General features: G+C 40.6%; 18 protein-coding genes. 7 read left to right on the top strand and 11 right to left on the bottom strand.

The genetic code is table 11. The features are described 5' to 3' along the window. Nucleotides 1-165: 165 nt before the first annotated feature. Nucleotides 166-630: an Hsp20/alpha crystallin family protein gene (locus tag BKM01_RS05990; protein ID WP_072358678.1), complete on the bottom strand. Its 465-nt coding sequence runs from the start codon at nt 628-630 to the stop codon at nt 166-168. An 80-nt stretch (nt 631-710) separates the two neighbouring features. Then, nucleotides 711-1,895, bottom strand: coding sequence for a cofactor-independent phosphoglycerate mutase (locus BKM01_RS05985; protein ID WP_072358676.1), 1,185 nt, complete (start codon nt 1,893-1,895; stop codon nt 711-713). An 85-nt stretch (nt 1,896-1,980) separates the two neighbouring features. Here BKM01_RS05985 and BKM01_RS05980 point away from each other — a divergent pair, with 85 nt between their 5' ends. The 4 genes from BKM01_RS05980 (at nt 1,981) to BKM01_RS05965 (ending at nt 5,917) form a co-directional block, all read left to right on the top strand. Continuing rightward, on the top strand, nt 1,981-3,153 hold the full coding sequence (locus BKM01_RS05980; protein ID WP_072358674.1) for an S-layer protein domain-containing protein: 1,173 nt from the start codon (nt 1,981-1,983) through the stop codon (nt 3,151-3,153). Between the two features lie 81 nt (nt 3,154-3,234). After that, nucleotides 3,235-4,617 carry an aspartate kinase gene (locus tag BKM01_RS05975; protein ID WP_233125572.1) on the top strand — a complete coding sequence of 461 codons (1,383 nt, stop codon included), beginning with the start codon at nt 3,235-3,237 and terminating at the stop codon, nt 4,615-4,617. A gap of 14 nt (nt 4,618-4,631) precedes the next feature. Then, nucleotides 4,632-5,630: a phosphoribosylformylglycinamidine cyclo-ligase gene (purM, locus tag BKM01_RS05970; RefSeq protein WP_072358670.1), complete on the top strand. Its 999-nt coding sequence runs from the start codon at nt 4,632-4,634 to the stop codon at nt 5,628-5,630. Between the two features lie 5 nt (nt 5,631-5,635). Further along, complete coding sequence (locus BKM01_RS05965) at nt 5,636-5,917, top strand: DUF1894 domain-containing protein (protein WP_072359586.1); 282 nt, start codon at nt 5,636-5,638, stop codon at nt 5,915-5,917. Here the strand turns inward: BKM01_RS05965 and BKM01_RS05960 are convergent, their stop codons facing one another. The 3 genes from BKM01_RS05960 to glnA are packed head-to-tail and all read right to left on the bottom strand — an operon-like array spanning nt 5,918 to nt 9,794. Continuing rightward, nucleotides 5,918-6,481: a hypothetical protein gene (locus tag BKM01_RS05960; RefSeq protein WP_072358668.1), complete on the bottom strand. Its 564-nt coding sequence runs from the start codon at nt 6,479-6,481 to the stop codon at nt 5,918-5,920. It lies immediately after the preceding gene. 53 nt (nt 6,482-6,534) lie between these two features. Then, nucleotides 6,535-8,421 carry a LamG-like jellyroll fold domain-containing protein gene (locus BKM01_RS05955; RefSeq protein ID WP_072358666.1) on the bottom strand — a complete coding sequence of 629 codons (1,887 nt, stop codon included), beginning with the start codon at nt 8,419-8,421 and terminating at the stop codon, nt 6,535-6,537. Nucleotides 8,422-8,465: 44 nt separating this feature from the next. Next, the gene (glnA, locus tag BKM01_RS05950; RefSeq protein ID WP_072358664.1) at nt 8,466-9,794 is read right to left on the bottom strand and encodes a type I glutamate--ammonia ligase; all 1,329 of its coding nucleotides are present in this window, start codon (nt 9,792-9,794) and stop codon (nt 8,466-8,468) included. A gap of 314 nt (nt 9,795-10,108) precedes the next feature. Between glnA and BKM01_RS05945 the strand changes: the two genes are divergently transcribed. Together BKM01_RS05945 and BKM01_RS05940 are read left to right on the top strand one after the other, a co-directional pair. Continuing rightward, a complete protein-coding gene (locus BKM01_RS05945) occupies nt 10,109-10,501 on the top strand; it encodes a DUF2178 domain-containing protein (protein WP_072358662.1) in 393 nt (130 codons plus the stop codon). A gap of 18 nt (nt 10,502-10,519) precedes the next feature. Continuing rightward, nucleotides 10,520-10,714, top strand: coding sequence for a helix-turn-helix transcriptional regulator (locus tag BKM01_RS05940; protein WP_072358660.1), 195 nt, complete (start codon nt 10,520-10,522; stop codon nt 10,712-10,714). 34 nt (nt 10,715-10,748) lie between these two features. Here the strand turns inward: BKM01_RS05940 and BKM01_RS05935 are convergent, their stop codons facing one another. After that, nucleotides 10,749-11,393, bottom strand: coding sequence for a hypothetical protein (locus tag BKM01_RS05935; protein ID WP_072358658.1), 645 nt, complete (start codon nt 11,391-11,393; stop codon nt 10,749-10,751). Nucleotides 11,394-11,554: 161 nt separating this feature from the next. Further along, the gene (locus BKM01_RS05930; protein WP_143744106.1) at nt 11,555-11,770 is read right to left on the bottom strand and encodes a hypothetical protein; all 216 of its coding nucleotides are present in this window, start codon (nt 11,768-11,770) and stop codon (nt 11,555-11,557) included. Between the two features lie 501 nt (nt 11,771-12,271). Between BKM01_RS05930 and BKM01_RS05925 the strand changes: the two genes are divergently transcribed. Further along, the gene (locus tag BKM01_RS05925; RefSeq protein WP_072358655.1) at nt 12,272-12,922 is read left to right on the top strand and encodes a hypothetical protein; all 651 of its coding nucleotides are present in this window, start codon (nt 12,272-12,274) and stop codon (nt 12,920-12,922) included. 479 nt (nt 12,923-13,401) lie between these two features. Here the strand turns inward: BKM01_RS05925 and BKM01_RS05920 are convergent, their stop codons facing one another. The 4 genes from BKM01_RS05920 to BKM01_RS05905 form a co-directional block, all read right to left on the bottom strand. Further along, nucleotides 13,402-15,024: a transposase gene (locus BKM01_RS05920; RefSeq protein ID WP_072358653.1), complete on the bottom strand. Its 1,623-nt coding sequence runs from the start codon at nt 15,022-15,024 to the stop codon at nt 13,402-13,404. Between the two features lie 178 nt (nt 15,025-15,202). Next, nucleotides 15,203-16,717 (bottom strand): type I restriction-modification system subunit M, encoded by a 1,515-nt coding sequence (locus tag BKM01_RS05915; RefSeq protein ID WP_072358651.1) that lies wholly within the window; start codon nt 16,715-16,717, stop codon nt 15,203-15,205. Next, nucleotides 16,711-17,850, bottom strand: a complete 1,140-nt coding sequence (locus BKM01_RS05910) for a restriction endonuclease subunit S (protein ID WP_072358649.1) — start codon at nt 17,848-17,850, stop codon at nt 16,711-16,713. Before BKM01_RS05910 ends, BKM01_RS05915 begins: the two co-directional genes overlap by 7 nt. Then, entirely contained in the window at nt 17,847-18,221 is a 375-nt protein-coding gene (locus BKM01_RS05905) for a hypothetical protein (RefSeq protein WP_072358647.1), read from the bottom strand. The genes BKM01_RS05910 and BKM01_RS05905 overlap by 4 nt, the downstream gene beginning before the upstream one ends. Nucleotides 18,222-18,284: the final 63 nt, after the last annotated feature.

Raw genomic sequence — 18,284 nt, 5'->3', positions numbered from 1 at the left:
GGAAAATACAGCAGCTCATAAATAATACTAGCCCTATATATTGACCTGCGGCGATGATGAGAGTTACCCCCACTGAGCAAAGTATGAGGACAGAACTTAACTGATGCCGCAAAAAAATGAAACCTCCCTGCAACCTGCAGAGAGGTAATATCACATTTAGCTAATTTATTCGATTGGGATCTTCGGTTTTTCAGCTTCTTTGGCTTTTGGTAATGTGACCGTCAGCACCCCTTCCTCAAGTTTGGCCGTGGCACCTTCCTCAGTCACCGAAGCTGGCAAAGAGACAGCCCTGGAGAAACTTGAATAACTGCGCTCTTTCTGGGAGTATCCTTCTTCCTCTTTCTCTTCTTCCTTTTTGCATGTTGCACTGATCTCAATCATGCCCTCGGATACACGAATGTCCACATCCTTCTTATCGACTCCAGGAAGATCTGTAGTTACTACTACGGAATCATCCTTCTCCTGGACATCCACAAGAGGAGCCAGAGTTTCACCACCCTTCCACTGTACCGAAGGTAAGTATTCCCTGAAAAGGTCGTTTAGGTAATCCTGTGTCTGTTTTATCTCATCGAATGGATCCCATCTACTTACTGAAGGTGAATTTCCCCTGCGTATTAATCCTCTTTTCATATTATACCACTCCTGTTATTCCTATTGTGGAAATAACAGGAGATTATTATGTGATTTTATCCTTAAGTGCTTTTCGAAACTCAAAGGGAAAGCAGGGTATGTATCAGGTCGCAACCTTTGACAGTTGAAAGTATACCATCTGTTGCTGCATCTTCGGAGTAGGTTTTGACAATATCAGCATCCTTATTGAATGATGGATATATCACAAAGGGTACAGGGTCGGGCGTATGGGTTCTTACTGCAATTGGCGTAGGATGGTCGGGAAGGACAAGTACGTTACACTTTTCTGACATCTTATCTATTCCTTCAAGGATGGTCCCCACAACTTTAGAATCAAAATCCTCGATTGCCTGTATCTTGGCTTCCAGACTACCCATATGTCCCGCTTCATCCGGAGCTTCGACATGGACAAAAACAATGTCATGATCTTTCAGGGATTCAAGAGCATATTCTGCCTTGCCTACATAATTTGTATCAAGATATCCTGTAGCACCGGGTACTTCAATTACATCCATTCCTTCACAGATACCCAGACCCTTGATAAGATCCACTGCTGATATTACAGCTGATTTTAATCCGTACATTTCTTCAAAAGAAGGCATCGAAGGAGCATAGCCCTGACCCCAGAACCATATGGAATTGGCAGGTCTCTTTCCTTCTTCAATGCGTTTTTTATTCACAGGATGCTCGGAAAGAATATCCCAGGATGCCCTGATCAATTCTTCCAGTTTTTCTGCTGAATCTCCCCTTGGCATGTGATCTGAAGCAGGGTTCTCAACCACATCATGAGGAGGAGTACAGATAGCATCCGCACCAAATTGTGCAACCATAAGATGGCGATAGCTGATTCCCGGATAAAAATGAATGTCGCCACCCAGTTCTTCCTCAATTGCCTGCATGAGTTGACTTGCTTCTTCGGTGGAAATATGACCGGCACTGTGATCCAGTATATTGCCATTTTCAATTGTTATCAGGTTACAACGAAAAGCCACATCATTCTTATCCAGTTCAATTCCCATACTTGCTGCTTCTAAGGGAGCACGTCCCGAATAATGTTTGGCAGGATCATAGCCCAGAATGGACATATTCGCCACATCGCTGCCTGCGGGCATCCCATCCGGAACATTGGTAGCCAGACCATTTATTCCCTCCAGCGCCATACGGTCCATGTGGGGAATATCCGCAGCTTCTAATACAGTTTTGTCTCCCAGTTCCCTAATAGGATAATCTGCCATTCCGTCACCGATTAATACAATATGTTTCATACAAGCACCTGCCATCTTTTTAAATACAAAACTGCCAATTATCCATAAGATAATTAAAAATACAAGTATACGAGGGTGAGGACTAATGAAATATATACGTTTTGCAATTGCCGTCATTTGTGTATTCACAATCTTCTGTGGTTTTGCCAATGCTGCAGAAGAAATGGAGGAACAAATCCAGCATGCTAAAATCACAGTGGGAGCAAATGACAGTATCTTACTGGACCAGGGTTATTCCATCAATGTAATTGATGTAAACAGTGAAAATGGAGATTTATTCATAGAAGTTTACGTTAATGAGAAAAAGGTAGAACAAGGAATTGTCAAAGAAAATAAGCCTTTCAGATACCTGAAGACAATAGAAGATGAGGATGATGAAGAAACTGACTACCTGATATTCAATGTCAGTCTGCAGGGTACTGAGGATAAAGACGGTGAAACATATTCCGAGATCATAATTAAACAGTATATCGATCCAGAAATTGCTCCTGATGACTATTTGATGCTGGATGATTCCGTGTCCTTAAACATCGGAAAAGAAACAGAACTTAAAGAAGATTACACTATCAAAGCAACAGACCTTGACGATGAAACTGTAACTATCACACTCCGCAAGAACGGCAACATCATAAAAGAAACAGAAGACATTGGTGAAGGGGATGTTTTTGCCTATACGCGCAAAAATGGAGATCGTCTGATGACTATTTTTATGGGAGAAATTGATACAATATTTGAAACTACGGATTCAGATCATGTAATCCTAAAAAAAGTTATTCAAAAAACTGATGAGGGAATCGGGGATGGACTGGAAATCAAAATCGAAGTCCCTGAAAAAAATCCGGCAAATGAAAAAGCCATAATAAGTTACACCCTTGATGGTTATGCAGACAGAGTCGAGATCTATGTAGACGGGGATCTCATTGACCAGAGAAAGGAAGTAGATGAAGATACCTACGACGCAGTTACAGACAAATTAAGCACCGGTGAGTATAATATCGAGATAAAAGCAATAACATCCGAAGGAATAATGATCACCGAATCTGCGCTGTTGATTGTGGGGAAAACAGCAAAAGAGGAAAACCCGGAAAATGACGCCGGGGATATAATTGAGAAGGCAGAAAATGTTACTTCAAGTGCATCAGAGGCGGTGGACAAGATCAACGAAACTACCACTGCACTGGAAAAAGTTCCCGCACCGGGCGCATTTTTTGCTATATTCATACTTCTGGGAGCATGGGTGTGGTGCAGGAAGAGGTGACAATATTTATATGCGCCTCTTCCCTATAACAGCCAGAATTCGCAAATAATCCAATAACGTGATACTAATATGAGATATGTAATGAAATTCGGCGGGACATCCATTGAGAACGGGGAAAAGATCCGCCATGTCGCAGAATTACTGAAAGACTACAGGGAACAGGGCCACGAAATCGTGGCAGTGACCTCGGCCCTTGGTGGAGTCACCGACGGGCTGATGGAAATAGGTATTGATGCGTCCCATAAAGGCAAGGTTTCCCGGGTAAAGGAATTTATGGCAGACCTTGCAAAAAAACACTATGATGCAATTGAGATTACCATCGATGATGCCAGGATTGCCGATGAAACAATCCGCACTATCGATGCTCTTATAGATGAACTCGAAAAGGCACTCATCGGTATCTGCTATCTGGGGGAACTCTCCCCGCGTTCCATAGATTACATATCCTCTTATGGGGAACGTCTTGCAGCTCCTGTTGTTAGCGGAGCTGTGCAAAGTCAGGGAATTAATTCCTGTTCATTTACCGGTGGAGAGGCGGGTATTGTAACCAATAGTGAGTATGGTTGTGCCAGACCTTTCGAGAAAACCTATGAAAATGTTGGCTACATCCTAAAAAGGGTCGTTGCAACACATGTTCCTATAGTTACCGGTTTTATCGCAGAGAATGAAGAAGGAATCATTACTACACTGGGACGCAGTGGATCTGATTTCACTGCTTCGATTATAGGGGCTGCTATAGAGGCTGATGAGATCTGGTTATGGAAAGAAGTTCACGGCATAATGACCAGTGATCCCCGAATTGTCCCCGATGCACGTCCGATACCCCAGATATCCTATATTGAAGCAATGGAACTCTCCTATTTCGGTGCAAAGGTACTCCATCCCCGTACAATTGAACCTGCGATCAAACATGGGATACCCGTGCGGGTGAAAAATACATTTGATCCTGAATTTGAAGGAACATTGATTGTTTCAGACCAGCGACTGCGCAAGGATGTAGTAAAAGCTGTGACCCTGATACGATCGGTAGCCGCAATAAACATCTCAGGAGCCGGCATGGTGGGTGCAATCGGTACAGCCGCCAGGGTGTTTTCCACACTCGCCAATGCGGGAGTGAACATCATAATGATAAGCCAGAGTTCCTCCGAAGCAAACATGTCATTCGTTGTGGATGAGGCTCATCTGGAAGATGCTGTAGCTGCCCTTAAATCCGAGATGAACCGGGATGTAATAGGAGAAGTGGCCTGCGATCGGGATATCTGTGTAGTAGCGGTTGTAGGTGCCGGTATGGATGGTATTCCCGGTGTGGCAGGCAGGGTCTTCAGCTCCCTGGGCAGGGAAAAAATAAATGTTATCATGATCAGCCAGGGATCTTCCCAGCACAACATTTCATTCGTTGTCAGCTCCGATGAAGCCGAAGAGGCAGTACGCCTGTTAAACCATGAGTTTGAACTTGGAAATTAAAACAGAGGGATAAAATGGACAAAAAACTTACCTACGCCGATTCAGGAGTTGACATTCATCAGGAAGAATCCACCATAGGCAATCTCACAGGAGGTATGACCTACAGCAGGGAAGGCCTGGGAGCTCCTATGACAAGCATCGGGCATTACGCCGGCCTGATGGATTTTGGCGATTTTGCCCTTGCACTGGCCACCGATGGCGTGGGCTCCAAGGTGTTGATTGCCAATGAGATGGAAAAATGGGACACCATGGGAATTGACTGTATTGCCATGAATGTCAATGACCTGATTGCCATTGGTGCCGAACCTGTCAGTTTTGTGGATTATCTGGCAATCGAAAAACACTCTGATGAATTCGCGCGCCAGATAGGCATAGGACTTGCAAAGGGAGCCGAGATATCCCGAATGTCCATTTTGGGCGGAGAGACCGCAACCCTTCCCGAGATAGTAAAGGGTTTCGATCTTGCAGGCACATGCCTGGGAAAGGTGGACAAGGATGCCATTATTACAGGAGAGAAGGTCAAAGAAGGCGACGTGCTTGTGGGTGTACCCAGCAGCGGTGTCCACAGCAACGGCTATACCCTTGTGAGAAAAATTATTGAGAATTCTGAATATTCCTATCATGACCCTCTGCCCTATGACAGCTCCCGCACAATCGGCGAGGAACTGCTCACCCCCACCCGGATCTACATGGAAGTGCTCGATGCCATCCGTGAATGTGAGGTACACGGCCTGGCACACATTACCGGCAGCGGCCTGCTGAAGTTGCACAGGGTAAGCGAACTGGGATTTGATTTCACCGACCCTATCGAGCCACCAGAGATATTCCGTTTCCTGCAAAAGCAAGGCAATGTCGAGGAACTGGAGATGTATCGTACCTTCAATATGGGAATGGGCTTTCTGCTTATTGTCCCACCGCATGAGGCTACAAAAGTTGCAGAAATAGTCGAAGGGAAAATTGTGGGCAGGATTACGGAAAAAGATATCCGTGTAAAAGACCTAATTATTGAATGATCAACATGGCATGTATCAGTGACCTTCCCTATGAGATCCTGCTAAAGGGCGCATCCGTTAAGAAAAGTGAGGAATTTATTCGCGAAAACTGTGACGAGGTCTACCACGTCCCGGGTGGCTACAGCCTGGCAGGAGTGATGCTCAAAGGCGGCAAGACCATACCCATAGGCGTCAAGGGCAATTCCATTTATTTCCAGTACGTCAAACCCTGCAAGGGACTGTTCGTCCTCAAACTGGATGATGCAGAAGAAGAAATTGAGAAATTGAGGCAGGGAAACTACCAGTAATTACAATCTGGTACTCTTTCCCTGATCCACCGCACATCCCAGAAAATCCGCAGATGGGAATTCATGGACAGTTGTGGCAATAATCAGGCCCTCTCCGAACTCTTTTTTCACCATCACAGCCCGGCCCTGCTCATCTTTTAGAATAACTTCCCCATCAGCCTTTGAAAAGTAACCATCGCATTCCACCGGCTCCTGGGTCTGTGCAATAATACAGGGCATAGAATCATCCACAACCTCCAGTGGGGATTGCATGTGCTCTTCCACATAAGACAGTTCAAAAGGCAGCCAGTCATATTCATATTCCGGCATACAGGCCCCGAATACCACAAGCACACCACCCTTTTCCACAAAATCGGCTATCTTGTTTCCCTTATTTTCGATACCTTTCTGCACCTTAGTATAGGCCGGATTGGCAAAACCGGTGGGCACCATCAGGCATTTTGATGAGGGTAGAAAAGGAGTACCCAACGAATTGCCATCCACCCGCAGGCATTCGTAGCCGTGTTCCTTGAACAGCTTTTCAAAAAGAATGGGAGTATCCCAGAGCAGCATTACGTCGGTCATGACTGGGAATTCTCAATCAGGTATTATAATTGTGGCGGGTGGTGTGGAAAAGATTATGAGTAAAGGTTGTATCTATTCTGTACTTCAGTTGCATTTAATGCATAATCATAAATTGCTACTTCATCAAGTTCTCCATCAAAATAACTATCATATTTATACTTGTTTTTATTATGCTTATAGATAGAACAACCTAAACAAAGAGGTCCGTCTGTAACGGGAGCTACACCACTCGATGAATGTGAATATAAACTATTTCCATCTACATAAATTGAAGAACCAGATGAGCTCCAAGTTGCAACAATATGATGCCATTCAGTGATATCTCCACTAATTTGAGAGGGTATTGAAACCCCATTTACTACAAATGAAATAGAATTTCCGATAAGACTCAAAGAATAAGCACCATTAGCACCAGATGGTGAATATTTGTGAATAAGAGCACCTGAAGAACTACTTGAATCTGCTTTTACCCAGACTTCGAGACTACCAGCATTCGTCAGATCTAAATTCGAAGAGTCTGGAATTTGGATATAATCTTTATTACCGAGTCCTGGATTCGGATTTTGGTCTAATTTAATAGATTTGCCATAAATATCGGAAGATACTTTGCTCGCACCAATAATATTACCATTATTTCCATCTTTAGAGTCAATGGCAGTATCTACACTGCCTCCATCAAATTGCCAAAGCGATACAGGAATAGGCAAGGGTGGTGTGTCATCGTCTTCAACAGTTGGTATAATAGTAAAACTATAAGAAGGCCCATCAGACATTGTTAAGGTGATGTCAACTGATTCTCCAGAAATGTCTATAGGGATCCCTGAACTTGTTCCTCCACCACTACCATCAGTAAACTGGTAGAGTGAGAAGGTAGCATTGGAATTTGCAGCGAGAATGGGTTCATCATTTTCGTTCCCGGCCTCACTCATATTAAAAGTATAAGGAAGAACTTCACCGTAACCGAAATCGGTAGTATACCCTACACCAGCACTTTCAACATAAAACTCACTTTGCCACTGACCTATACCCCCTTCGGGATCATTAAGACCACCGACTGTTGCATTCTCTGGGGTCACATTTATAAAAACTACTGTTAAATCCTCACCACCATAATTACTGACATTGAATTGAACACCCGATGGAGTACCATCATTATCAATATCAAGTGCAATTGCATCATTTAGATAGACCAAAGGACCAATAACTTCAACTGTTTTCGAAGTTGTTGATACCTCTCCATCGTCATCAGTAACCGTAAGAGTTACGGTATAAGTTCCTTCAGAAGAGTACTGATGGGAAGGATTTTGATCAGTTGAAGTATTCCCATCACCAAAATCCCATGACCATCCAACAATGTTTCCGTCAGGATCGGAGGATTGATCGGTAAAATCAACCGTTTCATATGTAGTAGGGTTTGGAGGAGAATAGGCAAAATCAGCACTTGGATTATCACCATCTCCGCCGTTTCCACTGCCGCCATCATCAGCACCGCTATCCCCAATTGAACCATAGGCATCATAGATTACCATGCTGGAAGCAGTATGTACCAATTTTGAAGAGATTGTTTCATTGGTGATGTCAAACTGTGAAGAAGTGTCAATCTCTATTACGTCCCCCAGAGCCCATTCATCTGAATCGTAATTCGCCCGGATCTGCTCGGAGGAAAGGGTTTCATAGGAGCCATTGACATAGACCAAGAGTTCAAGGTCTTCCACATCAACTGTTTCCCCTCCGCTGTGGCGGAAGTAGAGAGTGTCGGTTTCGTTATCGACCCAGTGGTCGATGTCCACCCTGACGTTATCGGGTTCATCAAGAGAAGATAAAACAAAAGCAGCAGCTGCCGCGATTACAAGTACGATGATGCCGGTCAGCAGTATTTCACTGAATACCTCTATGACCGCATCATCTTTTCTGGCAAAATCACGGAGCCGTTTTATCATGATATGCTTTATGATATCATGAATATATTAATCTATCTTATATATTATACCGCATTGAGATACCGGTTGGTTTCCCAGTCATGCACCTGCAATTTGTAGGCATCCCACTCGGCATAGGCAATCCGCAGCAGGTTCTCATGCACATGCGCACCCAATGCATCCCTGAGGAAATCGTCCTTTGCCAGATGATTGGCTGCATCCAGCAGGGTCGGGGGCAGGGTTTCGATATTCCTGTCTGCAAGACCCTTGGGAGTGAGATCATAAATATTCACATCGGTGCCTTCACCCGGATCGATCTCCTCTTTGATACCTTTCAAACCTGCAGCCAAGATTGCCGCAAAGGTCAGATAGGGGTTACAGGACGGATCGGGACTTCTCAGTTCCACACGGGTACTCTGGCCCCTGGCGGCAGGAATCCTGACAAGGGAACTGCGGTTCGGGCCGGACCAGGTGATGTACACAGGTGCTTCATAACCCGGCACCAGACGTTTATATGAATTGATCAATGGATTGGAAATTGCAGTGATACCTTTGATGTGTTCCAGGATCCCGCCAATGAAATGATAGGTCATCTGGTCCACTTCTTCCTCATCCTGTGAATCATAAAAAGCATTCTTGCCATCCTTAGAAAGAGAAAGGTTTACATGCATTCCCGAACCGTTTTCAGAAGTAAGGGGTTTGGGCATGAAAGTGGCATGCAGGCCGTTGAGTTTGGCAATCGTACGGGTTACATACCTGAAGGTTACCACATTGTCAGCGGTTGAGAGAGCATCGTCATACTTGAAATCGATCTCATGCTGGCCAAAAGCAACTTCGTGATGGGCGGCCTCGATATTGAAGCCCAGATCGATCAAACCGAGAACAATCTCCCTGCGTATATCCTCTGCAAGGTCTGCAGGTGCAAATTCAAAATAGCGTCCGAAATCATGGGGTTTGGTAGTTGCCTTGCCTTTTTCAATCTGGAAAAGGAAAAATTCCAGTTCAGGACCCACATTTAAAGAAAATCCCAAATCATGGGCCTCCTTCAGGATGCTGCGCAGGACATACCTGGGATCTCCTTCAAAGGGAGAGCCATCAGGCTTGAAGATATCACAAACCATACGGGCTACAACTCCCTTTCCCTGGTCCCAGGGAAGCAGGGCAAAAGACCGCACATCCGGTCTCAATACCATATCGGATTCGTCTATTCTCACAAATCCTTCGATTGATGAACCGTCAAAGGAAATGCCTGTTTCAAGGGCTTTTTTAACCTGCGTGACAGGAATTTCCACATCTTTGACTACTCCCTGGATATCGGTGAATTGTAGTCTGATGAATTTGACATTATTATTCTCTATCGCGTTGTATACGTCTTCCTTGCTCTTAATGTTCATTAAATCGCCTTAATAGCTTTGTACGAACTATATGAATGTGTTTTTTAGGATTAATATTGTATATCATGTTTTTGGTAGGAAAAGGTGTGTAGTTCTAATATAATTGGTTTTACTCTTCTTCACCCTCAAGATAAATAACTCTATTCTTATCAAAATATTCTTCTTTAACGTTACTTTATCTAAAAGTGTAGAATATATAAATGATTTTAATGTTGGAATGATTGAGCAATATATAATATATTATGTAGCAATAACTTGCCTTTATGAAAAGTCATATATACATTGTGTAAAGTATAGTTTACATAGTGATTTGAATGCAGACCAAAGATATAGGCATGTTAATAATAGGGACTATAATAGCCCTGATCGGAGTAGCAATTCACATCCTTGAACCAGGATGGATCATAAATCCAAGTGGAACTGGTGGCGCATTCGTAGGTGCAGGTGTTGCACTTATTGTAATCAGTATCCGTAGCATCCGACTCCAGAAAAAAGGAACCGTAGTTGAAGATGAAAGAATATTTCATATTGCTGAGAAAGCCAGCCACAAAACATTGACAATTCTTATAATCCTCGAAGGTTTATTGATGGCATTTCTTGGAGTTACAGCATTCGATATCCAGGCATACCCCATTGTGTCCCTGTTGTTTGCTATAACAATGTTGTCCTATGCTGGATTTTACTACTGGTACAAAAGACAAATGTAATTTCAGGATGGATATTGAATGAAGAACACACTAAAAGTCTGGAGAGCAAAGAAAGATATTACTCAGGAGCATCTGGCCAACGAAATGGAAGTTACCAGACAAACAATCAATGCCATAGAACGTGGCAAATATGATCCAAGTATAAAATTGGCTTTCAAGATGGCACGATTTTTCGAATGCTCAATTGAAGATATTTTTCTTTACGAAGAATGATGTTAACACCTATGTTAACATCATATTCTTCCGATCATAATACACGTATCAAATTTGCCTGTCCCATTGGCGGATAACTTGAAGTCATCACGGGACCATAGAATACCTGTATTTCCATACCTTCTTCCAAATCATCTGAATTCAGGATGTTTCCGACATTGTCCTCAATAGTAGTATTACTTGTTAGAGTATACCGTATTCCTTTATCATGTCCATCAGCACGGAGTTCATCACCTTCAAGCATGATGTTGGTATGGTCATCAGACTTTTGAATGGATGATATAGTTCCATTGTAACTGTTTTCGGCCTGTATAGAATCATTTTTGGAATTACCAGTCATCTGTACAAGATGTGCCTGCGCAATAGGTGGTATGCTTCTTGTCATCGTAGGTTTGCAGAATATCCTGAGTTCCATGTTTTCCTGCAGATTCTCTATGTCATAAAGTCCACCATTTGGATTTACTATGGTGGTATTTGGAAGTACAACAAATTCTATACCTTTATCGTATCCTGCACTACGAATTTCTTCACTTTCAAGCAGTATTGTCATTGGTTCTGTATCACTGATTGAAGTAATAAATCCCGTGAAATTGAGATATTCAATTTCTTCCTCATTGATTGTGTCCTGAATACTGTCTTCATCTACCCCACATGTTGAAGGTCCTGAATAGTTGATCACCGCTAATCCTATGACTATAATCAGTAAAACTGAAAATAATGCTAGTATCTTGTTATTTCGACTCCTGGAATCATCTGGTGGATAATTAGAACAGACAGTATATATTATTGCCTTAAGTTACGAACTGAGTTGAAGTTATCTTCCATATCTAATGAAAGAAATCATTTTACTATAGCAGGAATCGTTTTTTCAAACTTTTCTCCCTTCTCTTGCCATGTTACTTTTACCTTTATCAGAGTTCCCCATTGATCAATATCATGTTTACTTATATTGGATGCATCAAACGTTTCATTACCTTTGAAACCCTCCCAAGTATCAGATTTTAAGTCTCCAATATGCATTGTATTTCCTTCAAAAGAAATCAATCTTGATGACACTTCAGGATGAAGTATAATTTTGCAAATTACATTTTTTGCCAGTATATCTCCATTATTTCCAACACTGGTAGTCCATTGGATTTGTTGAATATCGGTTCGATTATCATTAACGGGACCTACAGAATACCCAATATCTCCAGTAACTTCAACCCCCTGTGTTTCTAACTAAAGAATGCAAAAATGATTGTAGAATTCGATTTTTGCCCATTAAGTCAAGCAATGGTATCAATTATTGATCTCGATTCTTGAAAAATGCATTAAATTCCAGCATTTATAAATGTACATTTATTATATTTGTCTGAGGTGTATATATACATGTAATTTAAATATATTGATAATGTCGGAAGTGGGGATATAAACATGAAAATATTTGGGATCGAAAGTAAGTGATATCTTCTACATAACACATTTGTTAAATTTCGACCATGGATCATTTATTATAGAAGTTATACATGTATATGATACATCTAAAATATATTATTGGATTCGGAGAAAGAACGAATGAATAGAAAATATGGATTAGCAGCATCATCTATTGATAGAATTAAAGAGGTACCTTGGGAGGCATCTCTTTTCTTTATAGGATGGATTTGGTTGGGATGGTCAATGTTCGGAATGACTTTAGCCAACATGTACTTGTCTGATCCTATTTTAGATATCTATCATCTAGTTGTAGGTGTTATCTACATGCTTCCAATGTCCGTGATTGGATTCAAAGTATTTAAGAGCAGGAATGTTGCTGGTTTGCCTTTGATTCTCTGTTCATGTGTAATTGGAGTTTGGGCAATTATCTTGCACTCAAACCTTAATTTAGGATTTGAGAATGAATTATATTTTTCACAAGGAATTGCAGTTGTGATGCTTATATTACTGCTAGTAGCAATGCCTGTAAGTTTCTACACTTATGCCCGTTCTGTCGGATGCGACAATACCAGGAATCTAAAGATAATTTTGGTTTTTTCCGCAATAAATGGTTTAGTGCTTGTTTACAATGGGTTAATCGGTGCCTTTGGCATTCATAGTGAAATTATTGGTTTTTTGTTTTTTCCCTTTTTGCTTGTGATAGGGCCTGTATTAGGAGGACTGTACGTCTGGGAGGTTATGTCAATGAATATAGGTAAAGATGAAAATAAAAAAGAAGCAGATGCCTAAATAAACACTCGTGTCAGCAGATGGTTTTATTTTATCTTTATCAAATAAACCACCAGTAATAACAAGCACGATAACAATGAACTCATAAAAGGCATTTTTCTTCATCGCGGATCGTATTGTTCTTCATATCCTCAATATAGATGTTTTCCTCTTTATTTGGACTTGCCCATAAAGTCCACTTGACCACAAACTCGACTATTTGACCACAAAGTAACCCTCTTGACTATAAAGTAGGCCATTTGCCTACAAACTAAGGTACTTTAGAGGCAACCCCTAATCCTGAGGGCTTGCCCATAAAGTAGGGCATTTTATGGTCAAAACACCTACTTTATAGTCAAATAGCATACTTTGTGGTCAAAACACTGACTCGGAAAACGTTTGCTGGTTATATTAGATACGAAAATCAGAAATGATGTACGATTGCAATATCAAAAACTCAAACTATTAGAATTAAAAAAGAAATGAAAACAAAACCAAGATCATGCATGTACATGCTCTTGTTCTGTTCCTTCAAATGAATTCACAGTAATTACATTCATTTGTGAATCCAATATGCTGCTTTCTTTAACATCTTCTAACGTATACCCGAGGTTGTATAATTCAGATATAAGCACAATGATGTTATGGCATAAAACCTTGCAGAGAAGTTCATTTACCTGGGATTCAAATACCTTACTTCTAAGCTTACCTGACATTTTGGATTTGATCATATTAAACGCACACTCAACATTATTTCTATTGTTATAATGTTTGTAGAAGTCCTCTTTATTTTCGTGGAATATATCATACATTGTACTCCATATATGAACTCCTTTGGCAATTCTTCTTGCCCTTTTTGAAAGTAAGAAGTATGGTGTACCTCCGTGGTCAGCTACGATTGAACAATTCTCACGAGATGAATATGCTCCATCTCCATATTGTTCTTTGATTTTGAATCGGCTTGCAGTTCGACCCACAAGTTCCTTCAAACAAGATGAATCGTTGGCATGTATATCTGTTACCTTAACCGCAGCAAATGTTCGGGTTTTCACACCTACGTTTGCATGAAGTTTTGTCCACATTTTCTTTTTCTTTGTTACACCATATTTCTTATCGTGCCAGGTATCTGTTACTTTTGTACCAAACCCAGTTGAGTCTATTGCAAATTCAGTTTCTACTGCCGAAAAGGGTTCACTGGTCTTTTCAATCAGATATGTAAGGAGAGGAGTCAAATTCGGATCTCTTAGATATTTAGAGACCGTATTGTAGTGAGGAAGATGCTCGATATATCCATCATCATGTGCTCTCTCACCATGTGACTCAAATCTCCTGCCAGAAATTGTCGAATATACCTTATATGTGGCTGCAAAAACCACATCACTCAGTGGTACTCGAGGTCGACCCTTATCTTGTGCAGGTTCATCAATTAAATTACAGGCCTCCTTGAGGACTTCAAGAAATGCATTTATTTCTCCACGTTGAGCTTTGTTATAGACACTCCATGATTTGGAATATTTCTTTTCACTTTTCTTGAGTGCCTTAATCTGTTTGTCCAAAACTTGAACCGAAGGAATTTTTACATTTTCTTCAAGTGCCCATACTGCATGAATATGTTTACACACGTTCGTGTTATTCTTAAAATCCTGACAGTTGCATGAATATACCCCATCCCCATTGATGGTGACGTCATATGATTTCCTACCAGCACCTGGAACCAGCCATCCATTATTGGTTTTTGTCAGTTTCTTTGTCTTAGCAATCCGTAATCCTCTAACACTTCTAATTGGGTCGACATTACGCATACGTGTAATCCCATCGATAAATGATGAAGCCACGTATCTCGGATTGATGGAAGCAAGTGATTCAATTGTAGGTACAGGATTTGAATTCTCAGGTTTGGCTTTTGGTACTTTTACCTTTTGGATATCATCTTCAGATTTTTCCTTTAAATATTCATTGTACTTTTCTTCCAATTCTGAGATGGATTCCTTTTCAGGCTCAACGTAGGTAACTTCATCTGAATTAAGTTCTGTTAGTTCGATTCCATCATCTTTATTGGAATTGTTATGTTCCTTTTTCTCATTCCACCTAACGAGTTTATGCGCATTCTTAATTTTCTCCATAAATCATCATTCCTATACATTGTTGATACCTCCAATTTTCAACAAATTCTCATGAATTTTATATTGTTACAATCCAATAGACCACAATTTCTAAAGGACTGTATATTGATACCAGGATTAATTGGATCGTTCAACGTTAATCCAAAAATCCCATAAAAATGGAGACCGAAAGCCTCCATCATTTATCTACAACACATTCGCCTAACTTCTCCTGTACCTCCTTCATCTTTGACAAAATATCATCTTCATTGGATTGTAGCCTGTTATAGAGTACTTCGGGTGGTTCGTATTCGATTTCCTCATATTCAATTTCCTTATACTTGGAAATACTTAGATCGTAATCGTTTTCCCGAATCTCATCTGCAGGCACAAAGAAACATTTCCCTGTACGGTCAGAAAAGTCCTGATTTTCCCTGTCATGGAACTTTTCGATTATGTCAGGAATGTCACCCTTCCCATCGATGAAAGTCCTCTTATCGTCCAATGTGAAGCCATCTGCTTCCATATTGTAGAACCAGACTTTTTCGGTTGGTTCACCTTTGGTGAAGACAAGAATTCCTGTCGATACACCTGCATATGGCTTGAACACTCCCGATGGCATTGAAATAACTCCACTCAAACTGCATTCGTCTACTATCCTCTCACGAATTTTTTTATGGGCATTGCTGCTGCCAAATAATACACCATCAGGTACGATTACAGCACATCTACCACCTGTCTGTAATAGGTCACACATTAGGTCCAGATACAACAATTCAGTTTTTGTCGTAGTAATACTGAATTTGCCTTTGATTTCTTCCTTGTTGATGCTCCCTTTGAAGGGTGGATTTGCTAGGACAAGTGTGTATTTTCCTTTCTCTTTTTCACATTCCACGAGACTGTTTCTGTGGGCTATATGTGGATTTCTGATTCCATGCATCATCAGATTCATCATGGCAATGCGTACCATTGTCTGATCGATGTCTGAGCCATAGAATGTATCATTGAGCAGGGTTTCGTAATCGTCTTTGCTTAATTGATCCCCGACAAAATTGTGCTTAAATCCCTGTTCATCGGTCTCAATGAATTTGTCAGATGTATGTTCTTTCAGGATATGCATCATTGCAGAGACAATGAAACCTGCAGTACCACATGCAGGATCACAGATCATGTCTCCAACTTTTGGTTGTGTCAATGCTGCCATTAGTTTTCGAATATGATTTGGTGTCCTGAACTGGCCATTCTTTCCTGAAGTCCTGAGTTCACTCAGGATATACTCATAGATGTCGCCCTGTGCATCCCTGTTCTGTTCGGTGATATGAAGGTCATTGATAATCTTTACAGCTTCTGATAGCAATGAACCTGAAGTTATTACGAAAACCGCATCATCCATGTACTTTGAGTAGAGGGATTTTTTCCCATCGATTGTTTTCAGGAACGGGAATACTTCATTCCGTACATGTTTGAGCATTTTATTGGAATCATACTTCGTCCAAACAGACCATTTGCAATCTTCATTTCCCGCAAAAATTGAGTTATATATCTCGTTTCTTAGTCGAGCATTGTTTTTGCTCTTGTTATCCTCATCCTCAAGTCTTTTCATGAAGATCAAGTAGGATATCTGTTCTATAGCTGTAAGGGGATTGGAGATTCCATTACTCCAGAATCGATCCCAAAGTTTGTTTATATTGGATTTCATATCAGGACTTAGCATACAAGTTCACCTCTGAAGGCTTTATCAAGGAAAGAATTGAACATTTCATCCATTGTCTCGGCAGATTTTACCTGACTGGATTTCATGTCTTCAACGGACTGTACAAAATCAGCGAATTGTTGTTGTAAGTAGAACGGGGGGTATATCATTTTGATAGAACTGAAATTACTTTTACTAACCATTCCTTTCATTGATTGAGTGGAATGGTGCTGAATATATTCCTTCGAATATGAGATTAGATGATATAGAAATAGTTCATTGGTAGAATCATATGGAATTATGGCGTTTATTTGTTGATTGAATGCAACTTCTCTATTTGTTACTGATACATTACCTATACAAGACAAACTTCCCGCAATACAAGTAACTAATACAGATCTTTCTGGTGCTGTTCTACCAACCTTTGCACCCAATTCAGATAGTTTTTCTTTGGCTTCTGTTAAGTACATAAAGTCTGAATTTATATTGTCTGATTTAACCCACTCAACGAAATCTCCATAATATTCAGAACATTTTTTAGATGGAGTGTTGCCTGTAACAATGTCCCCAAATTCGCCTAGTGTTTTTATCTCCCATCCCTTCGGATTCTTCACAGGATCTCCAAACTTCTCCAGAAATACACTCTGAATCAATTGATCAGAAACATCAAGAGTTTCTTTACGAAGAGACTGGAGTTCTTCCATGGAATCGAGAAGATCAACTATTCTTTGCTGAGTATCAAGAGGAGGGATAGGAACAGTTGTTTCTTTTAAGTATTTAAAAAATCGAGCATAGCCTTCGTATGGATATTTAATTGCACCCATAATGTAATACAAATACTTGAGATTGATGTCTGGTTTGTCGCTAGTAAGAATTTTTGTGCCATCTGCTCCGATAGCAAATGGAAAATCGATATATTTTACTACTTTCGTATGATCACCAAATATTACAACTGGTAAATCACATTCTATACAACGACTTTTTTCATTAGTGTAACCAGATATTGAATTCTGACTTTGATCTATAATGGCTAAATCACCAGTGTTTTCATATTCATCAGTTTTTAGTTTCTTTTTACCAGCTGATATTGTATGTATCACATCACCTAATTTCTTCCATTCCCAGCCATCAGGTAGGTTTCTATCAGTTTTCATATATCGTTCCTCATAAATTTTTCAGAAATAGCAACAGAATCCTCTTTCATCTGTCCAATGACTGATGATCTCCGTTCCATACCTTCGTTAATGGCATCCTGGAGATCTCTCAGAAATTCAGCAGAAATATTTTCAATCACAGCATGACTTTCCCCATGATCTGTCGTCACATACCAGGAAAAAAGGTCCTTGTCTGGAATGTATTCAAATACATTTTTTCCTGCAACAAATTGATGCATCGGATTGTTAATTTCAAAAAGAATCAACTCCCGCATGTATGCAGACTGCGATAATCCCTTCTTATCGCAGATATATTTGAACTTGGAAAAATCATCCTGTCGTAGCTTTGTAGCCAGGGTTTTGTATTCCATACATGGGGATACGCAGTAATAGTATATAAATTAATTAGGTAAACCAATGTTTACCATATTTTT

It is taken from the genome of Methanohalophilus portucalensis (genome assembly GCF_002761295.1).
Taxonomy (GTDB): Archaea; Halobacteriota; Methanosarcinia; order Methanosarcinales; family Methanosarcinaceae; genus Methanohalophilus; species Methanohalophilus portucalensis.
Note: the sequence above shows the minus strand (reverse complement) of the source record. Positions and strands in the feature narration are given on the sequence as shown.